Origin of the sequence: Aeromonas sp. QDB34, from assembly GCF_027705405.1 — a bacterium.
Taxonomy (GTDB): Bacteria; Pseudomonadota; Gammaproteobacteria; order Enterobacterales; family Aeromonadaceae; genus Aeromonas; species Aeromonas hydrophila.
This window is the reverse complement of the sequence record NZ_JAPDBT010000004.1, coordinates 154,958-169,861: the sequence shown is the minus strand read 5'-3', so window position 1 is coordinate 169,861 and position 14,904 is coordinate 154,958. Positions and strand designations below refer to the sequence as shown.

Below are 14,904 nucleotides of genomic sequence, written 5' to 3'. Positions count from 1 at the left end.
ATCCCAAATAGCCGCGTCCAGGCCGGACCAGACGCCAAAACACAGGGACCAAAAACAAGGGGCAGCCCATCGGCTGCCCCTGCTTTCACCACTATGCGCTGGCTCTCTAACCAAGGCGCTTGAGCAGCTTCTCGGCCTCGGCCCGCTGATGCTCGGTGCCCTGCTCCGCCGCTTCTTGCAGCAGTTCGCGGGCGCTATCCTTGTCGTCGATCTCGAGGTAGGCACGAGCCAGATCCAGCTTGGCACCCACACCGCCATCATCGGCATCCACGTCAAACCCGGTGGACTCCGGCAGCACCTCGGGGAAGCCATCCAGCCCCACGTCCAGCGAGAAGCCCTGATAGGGTTCCTGCTCGGTGGTGGTGGCGTCCGCCTCGGCCAGCAGCTTGTCGATCTCGACATAGCCGCTCTCCTGGGCCTGCTCCCGTGGCTTCACTTCGCCCGGATGGGACTCCACCTCGGCGAAGGCATCCTCGAAATCGGCCAGGGCCAGCTCGTTGGGATCCCACTCCAGATCTGCAGCGGCCTCCTGTTTCCCCTTGGTCGGCTCGGGCTCCAGCCCCAGCTCCGCCAACAGCTCATCGGCGCTGGCGTCGGCCGTGGCACTGGTAGCCTTGTCGGCGCCCGGCTCGGCAAAGGCGGTCTCGAAATCGCTCAAATCGAAGGAGGCGAGATCCTCGTCGCTGACCATGGGGTCGGCATCGGGTTGACCGTCATCGCTGCCGTCCAGCGCCAAATCGGCTTCCAGATCTGCGTCCAACTCGGCGAACAGGGCTGCCTGCAGCTCCTCTTCGCTCATGATCTCGTTGCCAGCCTTGGGCTTGGGATTGAATTCGCTGGCAAGGTCCAGATCCGGCTCGGTGTCGAGGGTGATGGACTCGTCATGGGCCAGATCCAGCTCGGGCACCAGATCCGGATCCCGGATGGCGGCCTTGGCAGGCGGGGCCGGCTCGGCATCGAAGCTGGCCAGATCCATCTCGCCGTCGTCGCTGAACACCAGGTCGGCTGGCGCGGCAGGTTCTTCCACCGCCATGTAGCCATCCGGCGTATTGAGATCCGGGCGCGGTCGTACCGGCTCGTCGTCGGTGATGCCGACCGTCATCAGCTCGTCAAATTCGCTGCTCTCCTGATCCATCACCATGGCGGTGGATTCGGACAGGCTCTTCTCCTGCTCTTCCAGCTCACGACGGGCCCGCGCCCGCAGCCACAGGGTCACCAGCGCCAGCACCAGCAGCACCGGCAACAGGATGATCATGGCCAGGTTGAGCGGCGAGGAGAGCAGGTCCATCAGCCAGTTCTGCTTGGGCTCGGGGGCCGGCGCCACCGGCGGAACCGGCTTGGCCTTGAGCTCGGCAATCTCTTTTTGCAGCGCAGTCTGATCCTGCAACTGGGCCTTGAGAGTCTCCACCTCTTCGGTCAGGGATTGCAGCCGCAGCTTGAGCCTGTGGTTCATTTCGGTGACCTGGCCGAGCTGGGCATTGGCATCTTCCAGCGCCAGCGCCATCTCGGTGGAGGGCTTGCCGACCGGTTGATTGACATCGGCCGGCAACGGCGCCGGTGCGCTGGCCGTGGCGGCGCTGGTGGCAGCCGCCTGGCTGGCGACCGGCTCGGGAGCCTTGGCGACCGCCTTCACCTCGGTGGCCGGCTGGGGTGTCTCCACCTTGGGTGCCGGGGCCGGAATGGGCGCCGCCTTGGCGGGTGCGACCTTGGCTACCTCGGGTTTGGCCGGCTCGGCCGCCTTGGTCGGGGCCGCTTTGGTGGTCACCGGCTTGGCCGGCTGGGTATGCTTGCTGGCCAGGTATTTCGGGCTCAGCCCTTTCCAGCTGGCGTTGTCACTGCGGAATTTGGCGCGGGCCTCGGCATCGGTGATGACGCTGGCCTCGGCGGTGGTGGGCAGCTGGATGCGCGAGCCCACCAGAATGTGGTTGATGTTGCCATCGGCAAAACTGCGGGGGTTCTTCTCGTAGATCGCCACCATGGTCTGGTAGACGCTGACACTGCTGGAGGGGCGGTACTTGCTCGCCAGGCTCCAGAGGGTGTCGGTGGGACGAATGGGGCCATAACTGCCGGCATTGCTCGCGACCTGCCGCACGATAGGCTGGGCCGTGGCTCGGCTGGGTTGAGACGTGGCGCGGGGAGCGGCGACGGGTTGTGCCAGCGGCTGGGAATTGACGGCGGGCGGAGCCGGCTCGTCCGGGCCTTTGAGCTCAACAAAAAAAGGCTCCCGCGCCGAGTCTTCGGCCTGGGCCGTGCCCAGCAGACCCAATGCGAGTAGCGTTGCCAATGTTATGCGGGAATGTCCCATATTCGTTCCTTCGTATGACGGCCCTATCACATTGAAAAATCTGGATAGTTACCCCAAAACAGTCGGTTCAATATAAATCAGGCTCAGGTTGCAAGCCAGCAGTCCGACACATTTAGCACCCAACTTGCCCCTGAGTGTAGGAAAAAACTTAATCAGTTGATATCGCGAAAAATTCTCGGGGCTGCAGAGTGCGCCCCCGGCCACATCCACCCCATGGGTACACAGGCTGGCAGCCTGGCGGATTTCCCTCCCCGCCAGGCCAATGGACCCGACGATCAGAGGTAATCGCGCACCAGCAGTTCGGCAATCTGCACGCTGTTGGTCGCCGCGCCCTTACGAACGTTATCGGCCACGATCCACATATTTATACCGCAGGGGTGAGAAATATCCTGGCGAACCCGGCCCACCAGCACCTCGTCCTTGCCGGTGGCGTCGCGCACCGGGGTCGGATAGTCGTTCTCGTCGTCGAACAGGGTGACGCCCGGCGCATTGCGCAGCAGCTCTTTTACCTGTTCGGCGTCGAGCGGCTGGTGCAGCTCGACGTGGACCGCCTCGGCATGGCCGTAGAACACCGGCACCCGCACGCAGGTGGGGTTCACGGCGATGCTGGCATCCCCCAGGATCTTCTGGGTCTCCCACACCATCTTCATCTCTTCGCGGGTGTAGCCGTTGTCGGTGAAGCTGTCGATCTGCGGGATCAGGTTGAAGGCGATCTGCTGCGGGTAGAGGCTCGGCTCCACCGGACGACCGTTGAGCAGGTGGGCGGTCTGGCCGGCCAGCTCGCTCACCCCCTCCTTGCCGGAGCCGGAGACGGACTGATAGGTCGCCACGTTGATACGGGAGATACCTACTTCATCGTGCAACGGCTTGAGCGCCACCAGCATCTGGATGGTGGAGCAGTTGGGGTTGGCGATGATGTTGCGGTTGCGAAAATCGGCCAGCGCATCCGGGTTCACTTCCGGAATGACCAGCGGGATGTCTTCGTCGTAACGGAAGCAGGAGGTGTTGTCGATGACGATGCAGCCGTGCTCGGCGGCAATCGGTGCCCACTTGGCAGAGACCTCGGCCCCGGCGGAGAAGAGGGCGATCTGCACCTGGCTCCAGTCAAACTCCTCCACATCCAGGATCTCGACGTTCTTGCCGGCAAAACGCACCGTGTCGCCGGCGCTGCGGCTGGAGGCCAGCGGATAGAGGGTGGCGATCGGGAAGGCACGCTCTTCCAGGATCTCGATCATCGCCTCGCCCACGGCGCCGCTGGCGCCCAATACCGCTACGTTGAATTGCTGACTCACTGCTGTTCTCTCCTATGATGGTGCCGGTGACGCGCGCTGGCATCACCGCTGGCAGGCGGACCTGCCTGATAGCGGGTCTGGCGTCGGGCCAGACCGGGTATGGGCGGGACAAGGCTCCCGCCCCTTCAAGTATGTAAAGTGTTCAGTCTGGCTGGCAGACAAACCCGAGCCTGGCCAGGGCATCGCTGGCAAACGGCCCTTTCAGCTGCAGGGAAGAGAGCTCGCGCCGCTCCGGATAGTGTTTGCGCTGCTCATCGAAGCTGCCCGCCACACCGAGTCGGTTGCGAAAACGGGCGTCATCGCGGCGCACGTCATAAATAAGGTGGACCAGTTGCTTGATCAAGGCCTGATCCGCCGGCTGGCCCGGCATCACCTCGCGCACCTCGGGGATGGGCAACAAGCTCTGCAGATCCTGGCGCGGCGTGCGGCCCAGCTGGCGGCAGAGTGCCTCATAGAGCATCCAGGTACCGCGGGCCTTGCCTTCCAGGCTGTAACCCGCGATGTGCGGGGTCGCGAGCTCGGTGTGGGGTACCAGGGCCTGCAGCGGCTCCGGCTCCCCTTCCCACACGTCCATCACCAGCCGCAGCGGCGCCTGGCTCTGCTGGCGCGCCAGCAAGGCCCGGTTGTCCCACACTTCGCCACGGGAGGCGTTGATGAGGATCTGCCCGGCCGGGCGGGCGGCAATCTGCGCCGCATCCAGCAGGTGGAAGGTGGCGTCCGGCCCCTGATGGGTGATGGGAACGTGGAAGCTGACGATGTCGGCGCCAAGGGCCTGCTGGTAGTCGACAAACTGCGCCGCCTCGCTGGCCTCGGCGGCGCGGGCACGGGGCGGATCGCAGCGCAGTACCCGCATGCCGAGGGCCTCGGCCTTGCCTGCCACACACTCGCCGGTATTGCCGGCACCGATGACCGCCAGGCTCATCTCGCTCAAGTTGAGCTCATGGCGCTCGGCCAGCACCAGCAGGGCGGAGAGCACATAGTCGCCGACCGAATATTTGTTGCAGCCAGGGGCGCTGAAGAAGGGAATGCCCCGCTCGGCCAGCAGCCCCTTGTCCACGTGATCGGTGCCGATGGTGGCGGTGCCGACGAAGCTCAGTCGCGGACAGCTGGCCAGCAGTGCGGCGTCCACCCGGGTGACGGAGCGCACCAGCAGCACGTCGGCCTCTTGCAGATCCGCCGCCTGCATCTGCCTGCCGGGCAGCGGGATGACCTCGCCAAATTCGGCAAACAGCTCACGGGCGTGGGGCATATTTTCATCAACGACGATCTTCATCGGGCTCTCTCACTTCGCTAGCGGCCACAAGCGCGCCATTCTAGCCCAAACAGACCGAAGTTTCAGATGCTTATTCATCCATGAGCGGCCCTCGTCGCGACTTTCTGGCGGGAACCTGCGCGCTGCTGATTCATCTCTGCTCAACCGAGTGGGCAGCCTGCACGGACAACCCCAGGTGCTCCCCCTTGCCACCAGCCGGATTGCACGCGGCGGGTCAGCCATCACCACACTCATTTGTAACCCCGTGTTACAGCGAGCGGGGCGCGACTTGACCGACCGCACTGGGCTGGCACAATGGCGCCTCTTTTTTTGCTGCCCCTGAATGGGCACCTTGCCGAGCCCCGTTATGCCGACTCACGCCTCTTCCCTGCCGCGCCGCCAGGTGCTGTGTTTCAATGCCGCCCTGATCCTGCCGCTGCTCCTGCTGGCCTGCCTGCCCTGGCAACCGTTCATGAGCCAGGCCCTTCACTCGGACTGGCTCTGGTGGCCCTACGCCCTCACCCGCATGGTGGATGTGCCCGGCATCGGCGTCAGCATCCTGGCCCTGCTGCTGCTGACCCGACACAAGCTGACGCTGAGTCTGCCGGCACTGCTGGCCCTCGGCGCCGCCCTGTTTGCCGTGCTGGCCGGCGACTGGCTCATCAAGAGCCTGATCAAGCATCTGACCGAGGAGCCCCGCCCCTACCTGCTCTGGCTGGAGAGCCAGCAGCTGATCCCCGCCATCCAGCAGTTCTACGCCGGCAAGGTGGAGGTGCGCAGCGAGCAGGTCCATGCCGCCAGCCAGCTGCTGGCACTGCCCGAGTGGCTCGCCAACCACTGGCAGGCGGAGGTGAACTACGCCTTCCCCTCCGGCCACAGCATCGCTGCCATGAGCCTGGCCCAATTCTTCGGCCTGATCTGGCTGGCGCGCGCCCCTGCCGGCGCCTGGCTGCTGCCGCTGTGGGCCATCGGTGTCGGCCTCTCGCGCATGCTGATCGGCATGCACTGGCCGCTGGATGTGCTGGCAAGCGCCCTGCTCGGCAGCCTCACCGCGTTGTTCGCCGCCCGCTGGTGGCTGCGCCATTACTGACATGTGCACGACACAAAAAAACGGGCACCCGCGGGTGCCCGTTTTTGTTCAAAGCCTGTGACGCTGGCCACTCAGTTGCTGGCGCTCGCTCCCTGCCACCCTTCGGGGTACTTGTAACCGACGAAGCGCTTGGCGGCATAAGCCTTGAAGGCGGCCGAGTTGTAAGCCGCTGCCACATCCTTGGCAAAGGGCTTGTCCGCATCGGCACTTTTTACTACCACCCAGTTGATGAAGTCATAGCTGCGCTCAAGGAACAGGCCTGAGCTGAAGGGAATGCCGCTTGAGGCGGCAAAGTTGCCGTTGATGACCGAGAAGTCCACGTCTTCTCGCGAGCGGGGCAGTTGAGCCGCCTCCAGCAACACCAGCTTGAGGTTGTGCGGGTTTTTCACCACGTCGAACTCGCTCGCCTTGAGCGGGTTGATCCCCTCCTTCAGGGTCAGCCAGCCCAGATCCTGCAGCATCAGCAGCGCCCGCGCCTGATTGGTGGGGTCGTTCGGAATGGCTACCGTGCTCCCCTCCTGCACCGCCTTCAGATCTACCAGCTTGCCGGCATAGAGGCCCATGGGGCCGGTCGGTACCTGGGTGATGGGGGCGAGTGACAGCCCCCGATCCTTGGCAAAGCTCTCCAGATAGGGCTTGTGCTGGAAACAGTTCACATCGAGCGAGCCGTCGGCCAGCGCGATATTGGGGGTCACGTAGTCGGTGAACTCCACCAGTTTGACCTGATAACCCTTGGCTTCGAGCTGCGGCTTGATGGAGTCGGTCACCATGTCGGCAAAATCCCCTACCGTGGTACCGATGACGATCTCCTGTTTGGCCGGATCGGCGGCCAGCGCGGCCAATGGCAGAGTACCGGCCAGCAGGGCCAGGGCGGAAAGGGCAAAGAAGGAACGACGCTGCATAAAAACTCCCTGTAAACATCTCAACGGCTGGCGCGATGGCAGAGTCGTGCTTTAACCACTGCAACCATCTAGCCATCCAAACGGCTAATTAAACACACCATAACAGAGCCGTTTCTCTTCGCCAAGCAACAAAACCGGGCAAGCTTTACCGGATGGCAGTGAAGCCCGGCACTCGGCTCTGCCGGGCATCCATGACAAGAAATCTTTGATAAACCACACAGTTATTGCTTGACCCCCTCCCCAAGCCGGCCTCAAGTGACTTATTGTGGTCACTTGATAGCTGTTGTATTTGATTAACCTTGTTATTCAATCAGCAAAGGAACTGCTGTGGACACATATCTGGGAGTCAATGCTCACATTTTGCAGGCTGAGCATATTCCATGCATGCAGCAGACTGCCGCACAGTTATTATTCCAAACAGGGATAGTGTCTAGACCGTGATACGTTTTTTACAACTGGATTTATTGTGATGACAGGAGGTCACTTGAAGGATAAAGAGAAAATAGCGGTCTTTATCGATGCAGATAATGCGCCAGCCGGCAAGATGGACAGGGTATTGTCAGAACTGGCTCGCTATGGTGTAGTCAATATTCGTAAGGCATATGGTAACTGGAAAAACCCAACCCTCAAGTCATGGGAGGAAATATTGCACGAGTTTGCAATTCAACCAATCCAGCAATTCGACTTGACCAAGGGGAAAAATGCCACCGATATGGCACTGGTGATTGATGTCATGGATGTTCTCTATACCAAGGATGTCGACGTTATTTGTCTCGTCTCTTCTGATTGTGACTTCACCCCACTTGTTACTCGATGTCTGGCTGATGGCAAGTTTGTGATCGGGTTTGGCGAACGGAAAGCCCCGATGCCTTTCGTCAATAGCTGCTCTCGTTTTCTCTATCTGGATGCAGAGTGTAATAACATTAAAGAAGATCTTCCAATCGCAAAACAGATAAAAAACATTAAAAGTGATACTCGTCTAATTAATTTGCTACGCCAAGCCATCGATGCTGTTGAAGAAGGTGGTGGTTGGGCAATGCTGGGAGCGATAGGAAATCATATATCAAATCATGCTTCTTTCGATCAAAGAAATTATGGCTTTAGAAAGCTCAGCGATCTGTTCATGGCAATTGATCTGTTCGAAATGAAGAAAACTGACAACTCGGTCTTATGGGTAAGAGATAAAAAGCGGGCATCCCAATTGACCAAATCCAAGTGAAGCGATGATCGTTTTTTCGACTGGCAAGCTGACATAAGGAAAACGCCTTACCTCAAGTTTTCATTGTATAGCCAGGCTGCAACTAAATTTACATTTTGCATTACTTTATTTTTGACCTGTTCCAGCCCTGCCGGTAGTTTGCGGAAGTGATTCACATCGTCATCCCAAACGTAACAGATACCACCTTCAGGAGTAACCATGACCCCCAAACAACACCTGCTTGCCAAGGCCATCTTTATCGTTGCCACCATGCTCTCCCTCGCCATGATTGCATTCGTTGCCTGGGCCGTCGTCACGGTCAGCCCGCTCCACCCGGCTGACATGGCACCGTCGCAGAGTCTCAGCCTTGGCCTGGCAACCGCCATCGCCCTGTTTGTGCTCGCCTTCAACTATGTGGCGTACCGCGGGCTCACCGAACAGGTGACGGCCTTCAAGGTGGTCTTCTGGTGCTTCGTCGCCCTGCAGTTGTTCGCCTTTCCGATCGGTACCGTCATCGCGCTGACCCTCATCTATCTGTGGAACCAGTCGCGCGCATCCCTCGCCCGCCCACTCGGCGCCACTGTCTCACTCTGATCCGGGAGAGTATCCATGCTGACCATCACGAACACCGGCCTGCTGGTCGTCGATATTCAAGGCAAACTGGCCCGTCTGGTCGAGGGGAGCGACGCCCTGATCGCCAACACCGCCAGACTGGTGGCGGGGGCCAGACTGCTGGGCCTGCCGGTTGTCTGGCTGGAGCAGAACCCGGACAAGCTCGGGGCTACCGTGCCCGAGCTGCAGTTGATGCAGGCAGGCGATCTTGTGCTGCCCAAGCACAGCTTCGGCGCCCTGGGGGAACCGGTGCTGGCCGACGCCCTCGCCCGCCAGGGCGTCAGCCACTGGCTGGTGTGCGGCATCGAGGCCCATATCTGCGTCTACCAGACTGTGCTGGGACTGCTGGACGCGGGCAGCCAGGTGTCGCTGGTGGTGGATGCGGTGTCGTCGCGCAGCGCCGCCAACCGGGAGCTCGCCATCCACAAGCTGGCGGCGCACGGGGCCGAACTCACCTCGGTGGAGATGTGCCTCTACGAGCTGCTGGGCGATTGCCGCCATCCGGCGTTTCGCGCCATTCTGGCGTTGATCAAATAACCCTCCTGCCGACCGGCCCCACCATCCGGCATTTCGCGCCATATTGCTGGCGCTGATCAAATCACCTTCCCTGTCGACCTGCGACTTCATCCGACACGGCGCCATTGGCGCCGTGAGGCTTGCCTGCACTGACCCTCACTCTGTTTTCGATCTCGGCGGCACTCCGCCAGCACGGGGCGCCTCCCATTTCACGCCGCTCCCCCCGTCCCCTTTCGTAGCGCCCCCCACCACCAAACGTTAATGAACAGTTACTAATAGGTTGATCTACAAAGATAAATATCAACATCAGCCAGCTGAGAAAAGTTCTCAATACACCACACAAAAGGATTCACAGGAACCCCCAGATGGTCTGTAAAATATTTGTTGTGGGATTTTTTTGAGCCTTATCTCAGAATCAAAACGAGTGCTTTTTGACTCTGTTTTTCCCGTGTATAGATGCCAGTCGCACCCAGGACGGTGCGATATAAGATGGAGTTTATTAATGAGAAAAACATCGTTAGCGTTGGCAATCTCGGCCCTGCTCTCGGCCCTGCCCATCGCTTCAGTTCAGGCGAGTGAGAGTTGCACCCCATTGACCGGCAAGGAAGCCGGCCTCGATACCGGCCGCAGCAGCGCAGCGCGCTGCCTGCCCGGCATCAACCCGCTGCAGGATCAGCAGTGGCACCTGCTCAACAGCGGCCAGAATGCCTTCAGCTCCCGCGGCGGCGTGGCAGGCAACGACCTCAACCTCTGGTGGGCACACCGTACCGGCGTGCAGGGTCAGGGCATCAACGTGGCCGTGGTGGATGACGGCCTGGCCATCGCCCACCCGGACTTGGCCGACAATGTGCGCCCCGGCTCAAAGAACGTGGTGACCGGCAGCAGCGACCCCACTCCGACCGATCCGGACAGTGCCCATGGCACCTCGGTCTCCGGCCTGATCGGAGCGGTCGACAACCGCATCGGCACCCTGGGGGTGGCGCCCCACGTCCAGCTGCAGGGGTTCAACCTGCTGGATGAGCGCAGCAAGCAGCTGCAGAAAGACTGGATCTATGCGCTGGGCGGCAGCACCGCCACCGCCGACAACCGGGTCTTCAACCAGAGCTACGGCATGAGCCTGGTGGATCCGCAAAGCGCCAACGGGCTGGATCAGGTTCAGCTCGATCGGCTGTTCGAGCAGCAGACCCAGCAGGCGCAGGGCGCAGCCTATATCAAGGCGGCAGGCAACGGCTTCAACCGCATCGCCGCGGGTGACTACATGTTCAGCCGCACCGGCGCCCTGCCCAAGCTGCCGTTCGAAAACAGCAACATAGACCCCTCCAACAGCAACTTCTGGAACCTGGTGGTGAGCGCCATCAACGCCGATGGAGTGCGTTCCTCCTACTCCAGCGTCGGCAGCAACGTCTTCCTGAGCGCCCCCGGCGGGGAGTACGGTACCGATGCGCCGGCCATGGTGACCACGGATCTGCCCGGCTGCGACATGGGCTACAACCGCACCGACGATCCCAGCACCAACCGGCTGCACAACAACCCGCAGCTGGATGCCACCTGCGACTACAACGGCGTGATGAACGGCACCTCGTCGGCCACCCCCAACACCTCGGGCGCCATGGCGCTGCTGATGTCCGCCTATCCGGATCTGTCGGTGCGGGATCTGCGCGATCTGCTGGCCCGCAACGCTACCCGCATCGATGCCGGCCAGCAGCCGGTCCAGGTCAGCTATACCGCCGCCAACGGTCAACCCCGTCAGGTCATCGGCCTGGAAGGGTGGGAGCGCAACGCCGCCGGCCTCTGGTACAGCCCCACCTACGGCTTTGGCCTCATCGATGTGAACAAGACCCTGACGGCCGCCGCCAACCACACCCCGCTGCCGCCGCTGGTGCAGTTGCCGGCTCAGAAGGTGACGGTGCCGCGCAGTGAAGGGAGCATCGCGGATGTGGGCAGCAGTGCCACCCGCTCCAGCACCCAGGTGGCGCAAGCCTTGACCGTGGAAGCGGTCCAGGTCACGGTGAGCCTGGATCATCAGCGCCTGCCCGACCTGCTGATCGAGCTGGTCTCCCCGTCCGGCACCCGCAGCGTGCTGCTCAACCCCAACAACAGCCTGGTGGGGCAATCCCTCGACCGGCAGCAGCTGGGTTATGTGCGCACCAAGGGGCTGCGCGACATGCGCATGCTCTCCCACAAGTTCTATGGCGAAGCGGCCCTGGGCGAGTGGCGACTGGAGGTGACCGACGTCTCCAACAGCAGCCGCCAGCTGACGCTGGTTGACCTCAACACCAACCGCCGCAGCACCCTGACCGAGCGTAACAACAGCCAGCCGGGTCAACTGCTCAACTGGTCCCTGCGGGTGATCGGCCACGATGCCGCCCGCTCATGATCACAAGGAGTCACAAGATGAAACACAGCTTACTCGGCCTGGTCCTGGCCGGCCTCCTGGCTTCGGCCGGCGTGCACGCCGCCGATGAGTCGGTGGTGATCGACGGCAAGCAGTACCGCACCATCGAGGTGAACGGTCAGACCTACCTCACCCCGGACAACGGCAGCAAGCAGCGGGTCGCCCGCAGCGCGGACGGCAAGGCGCCCCGGCAAACCCTGCGCAGCGGCGACGTGTTGCTGCAAGGGGTGGCCAGCCCGGAACTCACCGCCAGCGGCACCCTGCTGGTGGAAGCCGATGACAACCAGGCCAGCGCGCTGGCCAGCCGTCACGGCCTGCGCTTCAAGCAGAGCAGCGGCGGCATCGCCCTGCTGGAAGCCAAGCCGGGCACCGATCTGAACGCCGTCGCCACGGCGCTCAAGCAGGAGGGGGTCAACGTGCAGATTGAACTCGCCGGGGCCCTCAAACAGCCCAAGTGAGCCGTCCCGGGCCATTGCCCGGGCATATCAGCTGATCTTCGAGGGGGCCGCCGGCCCCCTCGCGCGTTGCTCGCAGTCATCCTCAGTGACCATCAGGCCACCCGTTTTCCCAATCTCCCCTGCCCTTCTCCCCTCTGTCACTTTCAGTCCCTGGTTTGGCACTGTCTTTCGATGCGACCTTGCTCACAACTCGGCCCCCTTGCTCCCGTCGGCACATTTCTCGCTCCCCCGGGGCAAGGCGGCCATCGCCCGGCTTGTTAACCTGCCTGCAGCCAAACGTCTGCCCACGGGCCCGTTCGGCCTTCCTTGCGATATCCAATGGCAGCCGCCAGCAGAGCGGCCCAGCCCGGACGGATGCCTTCCACCCGGTGTCGATATCTCCTTTTTATTTTTATTCAGACAGTTACGAGGACGTCTTCATGCCTATCACCACAAAATTGAAAGCGGTTTCACTGGGCGTCAGCCTGGCGCTGGCCGGCCTGCTGGTCGGTTGCAACCAGAATGACTCGGATCCCCTGGCCAAGGACGATGCCTATTACCGCGGCCAGGCCGAGGCCATGGTGGCCAAGCTGACCCTCGGCGAGAAGCTGGACCTGCTCTCCGGCCCCGGTTACGGCAGTGCCAACGGCGCCATCAACGTCAAGCAGGACGTGCCCGGCGTGGCGGGTTACATCAACGGCGTGCTGCGCAGCGCCGACGGCATCGACATTCCGGCCCTCAAACTGGCGGACGGGCCGGCCGGGGTGCGGATCAACGCCAACCGCGACGGTGACAGCGCCAGCTACTACGCCACCGCCTGGCCCATCGGCTCGCTGCTCGCCTCCAGCTGGGACGTCAAGCTGGTCAAGGCCGTCGGCGAAGCCATGGGGGACGAGGTGCGCCAGTACGGGGTCGACATCCTGCTGGCCCCAGGCATGAACATCCAGCGCAACCCGCTCAATGGCCGCAACTTCGAGTACTACTCGGAAGACCCCCTGCTGACCGGCAAAATCGGCGCCGCCATGGTCAACGGGGTGGAGAGCAACGGGGTAGGCACCACCATCAAGCACTACTTCGGCAACAACTCCGAGACCAACCGCAACCAGATCAACGACATCGGTGAACCGAGAACCTTCCGCGAGATCTACCTGCGCGGCTTCCAGATAGCGGTGGACGAGGCCCAGCCCTGGGCGGTGATGACCTCCTACAACAAGGTCAACGGCACCTATGTCAACGAACGCAAGGACGCGGTGACCGACCTGCTGCGCGGCGAGTGGAAGTTCGACGGCCTGGTGATGTCCGACTGGTTTGCTGGCGATGTGGCCAACAACGCCTACAAGCAGGTGCTGGCGGGACAGGATTTGATCGAGCCGGGCAACGTCAAGGAGCAGTTGCAGCAATCCATCGAGCACGGCGACCTTGACGAGACCAAGGTGAACGAGGCCGCCATCCACATCCTGACCCAGGTGATGAAGAGCCCCTCCTACAGCCAGCTGGCCATCAGCAACAGCCCGGATCTGACCGCCCACGCCAAACTGGCCCGTCAGGCCGGCGCCGAGAGCATGGTGCTGCTGCGCAACGACGCCGCGGCCCTGCCGCTGGCGGCAAGCAGCACCCTGGCCAGTTTTGGCATCAACCAGATCAACACCTACAAGGGTGGCACCGGCAGCGGGGATGTGAACGCCGCCAGCACCACCACCATCGCGCAGGGACTGGCGGCACGCTTCCCGGTCAACGAGGCGTTGCAGAGCTATTACCGCGATTTTTACGAGAACAACAAGGTCTATCACGAGGGGCAATTTGGCGCCAAGGGCTATTACACCTGCGCCGAGGCGCCAATCAGCGGCGATCTGGCGGCCCTGATCGCCAGTGCGGCCACCACCCAGCAAGCCGCCGTCATCAGCATCGGCCGCCAGGCCGGGGAAGGGGCGGATCGCAGCAGCGGCAAGGGGGACTATCTGCTCGGTGATGACGAGCGTGCCCTCATCGATGCGGTGAGCAGCGCCTTCCACGCCCAGGGCAAGAAGGTGGTGGTGGTGCTCAACGTCAACGGCGTCATCGACACCGCCCAGTGGAGCGACAAGGTGGATGGCATCCTGCTGGCCTACATGGCTGGCCAAGAGACCGGCCATGCGGTGGCGGACGTGCTCTCCGGCGCGGTCAACCCGAGCGGCAAGCTGGCCCAGAGCTTCCCGCACAGCTACGCCAGCGTTCCCTCCGCCAGCACCTTCCCGGGTGAGGACACCGACGGGGACGGCGAACCGGACGATCTCTACTACAACGAGGGGATCTACGTGGGCTATCGCTACTACAGCACCTTCGAGCAGGCGGTCTCCTACCCATTCGGCTTCGGCCTCTCCTACACCAGCTTCAGCTACACCAGCCCCGCCATCGCCAGCAATACCCTGGAGGGCGGCAGTGCCGGCAGCCTGGTGCTGACCGCCACCATCACCAACACCGGCGCCGTGGCAGGCAAGGAGGCGGCCCAGGTCTATGTGACCGCCCCCGAGGTCAAGCTGAAGAAACCGCTCATCGAACTCAAGGCCTTTGCCAAGACGGCGCAGCTGACACCGGGGGCCAGCGAACAGCTGAGCTTCACCATTCCGGCCAACATCCTCGCCAGCTTCGATGAGGCCAGCAACCAGTGGATCGTTGAGCCGGGTCGCTACAGTGCCTACATCAGCCCCTCGTCGGATGTCTCCGCCAGCACGCCGGTCAGCTTCACGGTGAGCAAGGAGATAGTGGTGAGCAACACCACGCCAGGGGCACTGGCGCTGCCGGCCGGGGTGGATCCCGCCAGCGTCACCACAATCACCCGCTAACAGAGGCAGGCAAGGCCGGGCTCCCAGCCCGGCCTTGCCCGAAAATTGCCCAGTAATGACCCGACCACGGGACCGGCCTTGCG

11 protein-coding genes are annotated in these 14,904 nt (G+C 62.4%); 7 read left to right on the top strand and 4 right to left on the bottom strand.

What is annotated here, in order from left to right; all coding sequences use genetic code 11:
• Positions 1-106: 106 nt before the first annotated feature.
• The 3 genes from OKC29_RS08380 to OKC29_RS08370 all read right to left on the bottom strand — a co-directional run bounded on the left by OKC29_RS08380 (position 107) and on the right by OKC29_RS08370 (position 4,870).
• Positions 107-2,305, bottom strand: coding sequence for a FimV/HubP family polar landmark protein (locus OKC29_RS08380; RefSeq protein ID WP_073350742.1), 2,199 nt, complete (start codon positions 2,303-2,305; stop codon positions 107-109).
• A 275-nt stretch (positions 2,306-2,580) separates the two neighbouring features.
• Positions 2,581-3,597 (bottom strand): aspartate-semialdehyde dehydrogenase, encoded by a 1,017-nt coding sequence (locus OKC29_RS08375; protein WP_017407978.1) that lies wholly within the window; start codon positions 3,595-3,597, stop codon positions 2,581-2,583.
• A gap of 142 nt (positions 3,598-3,739) precedes the next feature.
• Entirely contained in the window at positions 3,740-4,870 is a 1,131-nt protein-coding gene (locus tag OKC29_RS08370; protein WP_073350744.1) for a 4-phosphoerythronate dehydrogenase, read from the bottom strand.
• Between the two features lie 346 nt (positions 4,871-5,216).
• Here OKC29_RS08370 and OKC29_RS08365 point away from each other — a divergent pair, with 346 nt between their 5' ends.
• Positions 5,217-5,939 carry a phosphatase PAP2 family protein gene (locus OKC29_RS08365; RefSeq protein WP_162275721.1) on the top strand — a complete coding sequence of 241 codons (723 nt, stop codon included), beginning with the start codon at positions 5,217-5,219 and terminating at the stop codon, positions 5,937-5,939.
• A 71-nt stretch (positions 5,940-6,010) separates the two neighbouring features.
• Here OKC29_RS08365 and OKC29_RS08360 read toward each other — a convergent pair whose 3' ends face one another.
• Positions 6,011-6,841: a MetQ/NlpA family ABC transporter substrate-binding protein gene (locus OKC29_RS08360; RefSeq protein WP_073350748.1), complete on the bottom strand. Its 831-nt coding sequence runs from the start codon at positions 6,839-6,841 to the stop codon at positions 6,011-6,013.
• Between the two features lie 484 nt (positions 6,842-7,325).
• Here OKC29_RS08360 and OKC29_RS08355 point away from each other — a divergent pair, with 484 nt between their 5' ends.
• The 6 genes from OKC29_RS08355 (at position 7,326) to OKC29_RS08330 (ending at position 14,821) form a co-directional block, all read left to right on the top strand.
• Complete coding sequence (locus OKC29_RS08355; protein ID WP_073350749.1) at positions 7,326-8,060, top strand: NYN domain-containing protein; 735 nt, start codon at positions 7,326-7,328, stop codon at positions 8,058-8,060.
• A 198-nt stretch (positions 8,061-8,258) separates the two neighbouring features.
• Positions 8,259-8,633, top strand: a complete 375-nt coding sequence (locus OKC29_RS08350) for a hypothetical protein (RefSeq protein WP_016351149.1) — start codon at positions 8,259-8,261, stop codon at positions 8,631-8,633.
• Between the two features lie 15 nt (positions 8,634-8,648).
• Positions 8,649-9,188: an isochorismatase family protein gene (locus OKC29_RS08345; protein WP_073350750.1), complete on the top strand. Its 540-nt coding sequence runs from the start codon at positions 8,649-8,651 to the stop codon at positions 9,186-9,188.
• Positions 9,189-9,669: 481 nt separating this feature from the next.
• Positions 9,670-11,544: a serine protease Asp gene (gene asp / locus OKC29_RS08340; protein WP_073350752.1), complete on the top strand. Its 1,875-nt coding sequence runs from the start codon at positions 9,670-9,672 to the stop codon at positions 11,542-11,544.
• Positions 11,545-11,561: 17 nt separating this feature from the next.
• Positions 11,562-12,020 (top strand): serine protease chaperone, encoded by a 459-nt coding sequence (locus OKC29_RS08335; RefSeq protein WP_073350754.1) that lies wholly within the window; start codon positions 11,562-11,564, stop codon positions 12,018-12,020.
• Positions 12,021-12,439: 419 nt separating this feature from the next.
• The gene (locus tag OKC29_RS08330; protein WP_162275722.1) at positions 12,440-14,821 is read left to right on the top strand and encodes a beta-glucosidase; all 2,382 of its coding nucleotides are present in this window, start codon (positions 12,440-12,442) and stop codon (positions 14,819-14,821) included.
• The last annotated feature ends 83 nt before the right edge of the window (positions 14,822-14,904 follow it).

Excerpts from the sequence above, each read along its gene's own strand:
- OKC29_RS08380 (WP_073350742.1), bottom strand. The coding sequence starts at position 2,305 with ATGGGACATTCCCGCATAACATTGGCAACGCTACTCGCATTGGGTCTG.
- OKC29_RS08370 (WP_073350744.1), bottom strand. The coding sequence starts at position 4,870 with ATGAAGATCGTCGTTGATGAAAATATGCCCCACGCCCGTGAGCTGTTT.
- OKC29_RS08365 (WP_162275721.1), top strand. The coding sequence starts at position 5,217 with ATGCCGACTCACGCCTCTTCCCTGCCGCGCCGCCAGGTGCTGTGTTTC.
- OKC29_RS08360 (WP_073350748.1), bottom strand. The coding sequence starts at position 6,841 with ATGCAGCGTCGTTCCTTCTTTGCCCTTTCCGCCCTGGCCCTGCTGGCC.
- OKC29_RS08350 (WP_016351149.1), top strand. The coding sequence starts at position 8,259 with ATGACCCCCAAACAACACCTGCTTGCCAAGGCCATCTTTATCGTTGCC.
- OKC29_RS08345 (WP_073350750.1), top strand. The coding sequence starts at position 8,649 with ATGCTGACCATCACGAACACCGGCCTGCTGGTCGTCGATATTCAAGGC.
- asp (WP_073350752.1), top strand. The coding sequence starts at position 9,670 with ATGAGAAAAACATCGTTAGCGTTGGCAATCTCGGCCCTGCTCTCGGCC.
- OKC29_RS08335 (WP_073350754.1), top strand. The coding sequence starts at position 11,562 with ATGAAACACAGCTTACTCGGCCTGGTCCTGGCCGGCCTCCTGGCTTCG.
- OKC29_RS08330 (WP_162275722.1), top strand. The coding sequence starts at position 12,440 with ATGCCTATCACCACAAAATTGAAAGCGGTTTCACTGGGCGTCAGCCTG.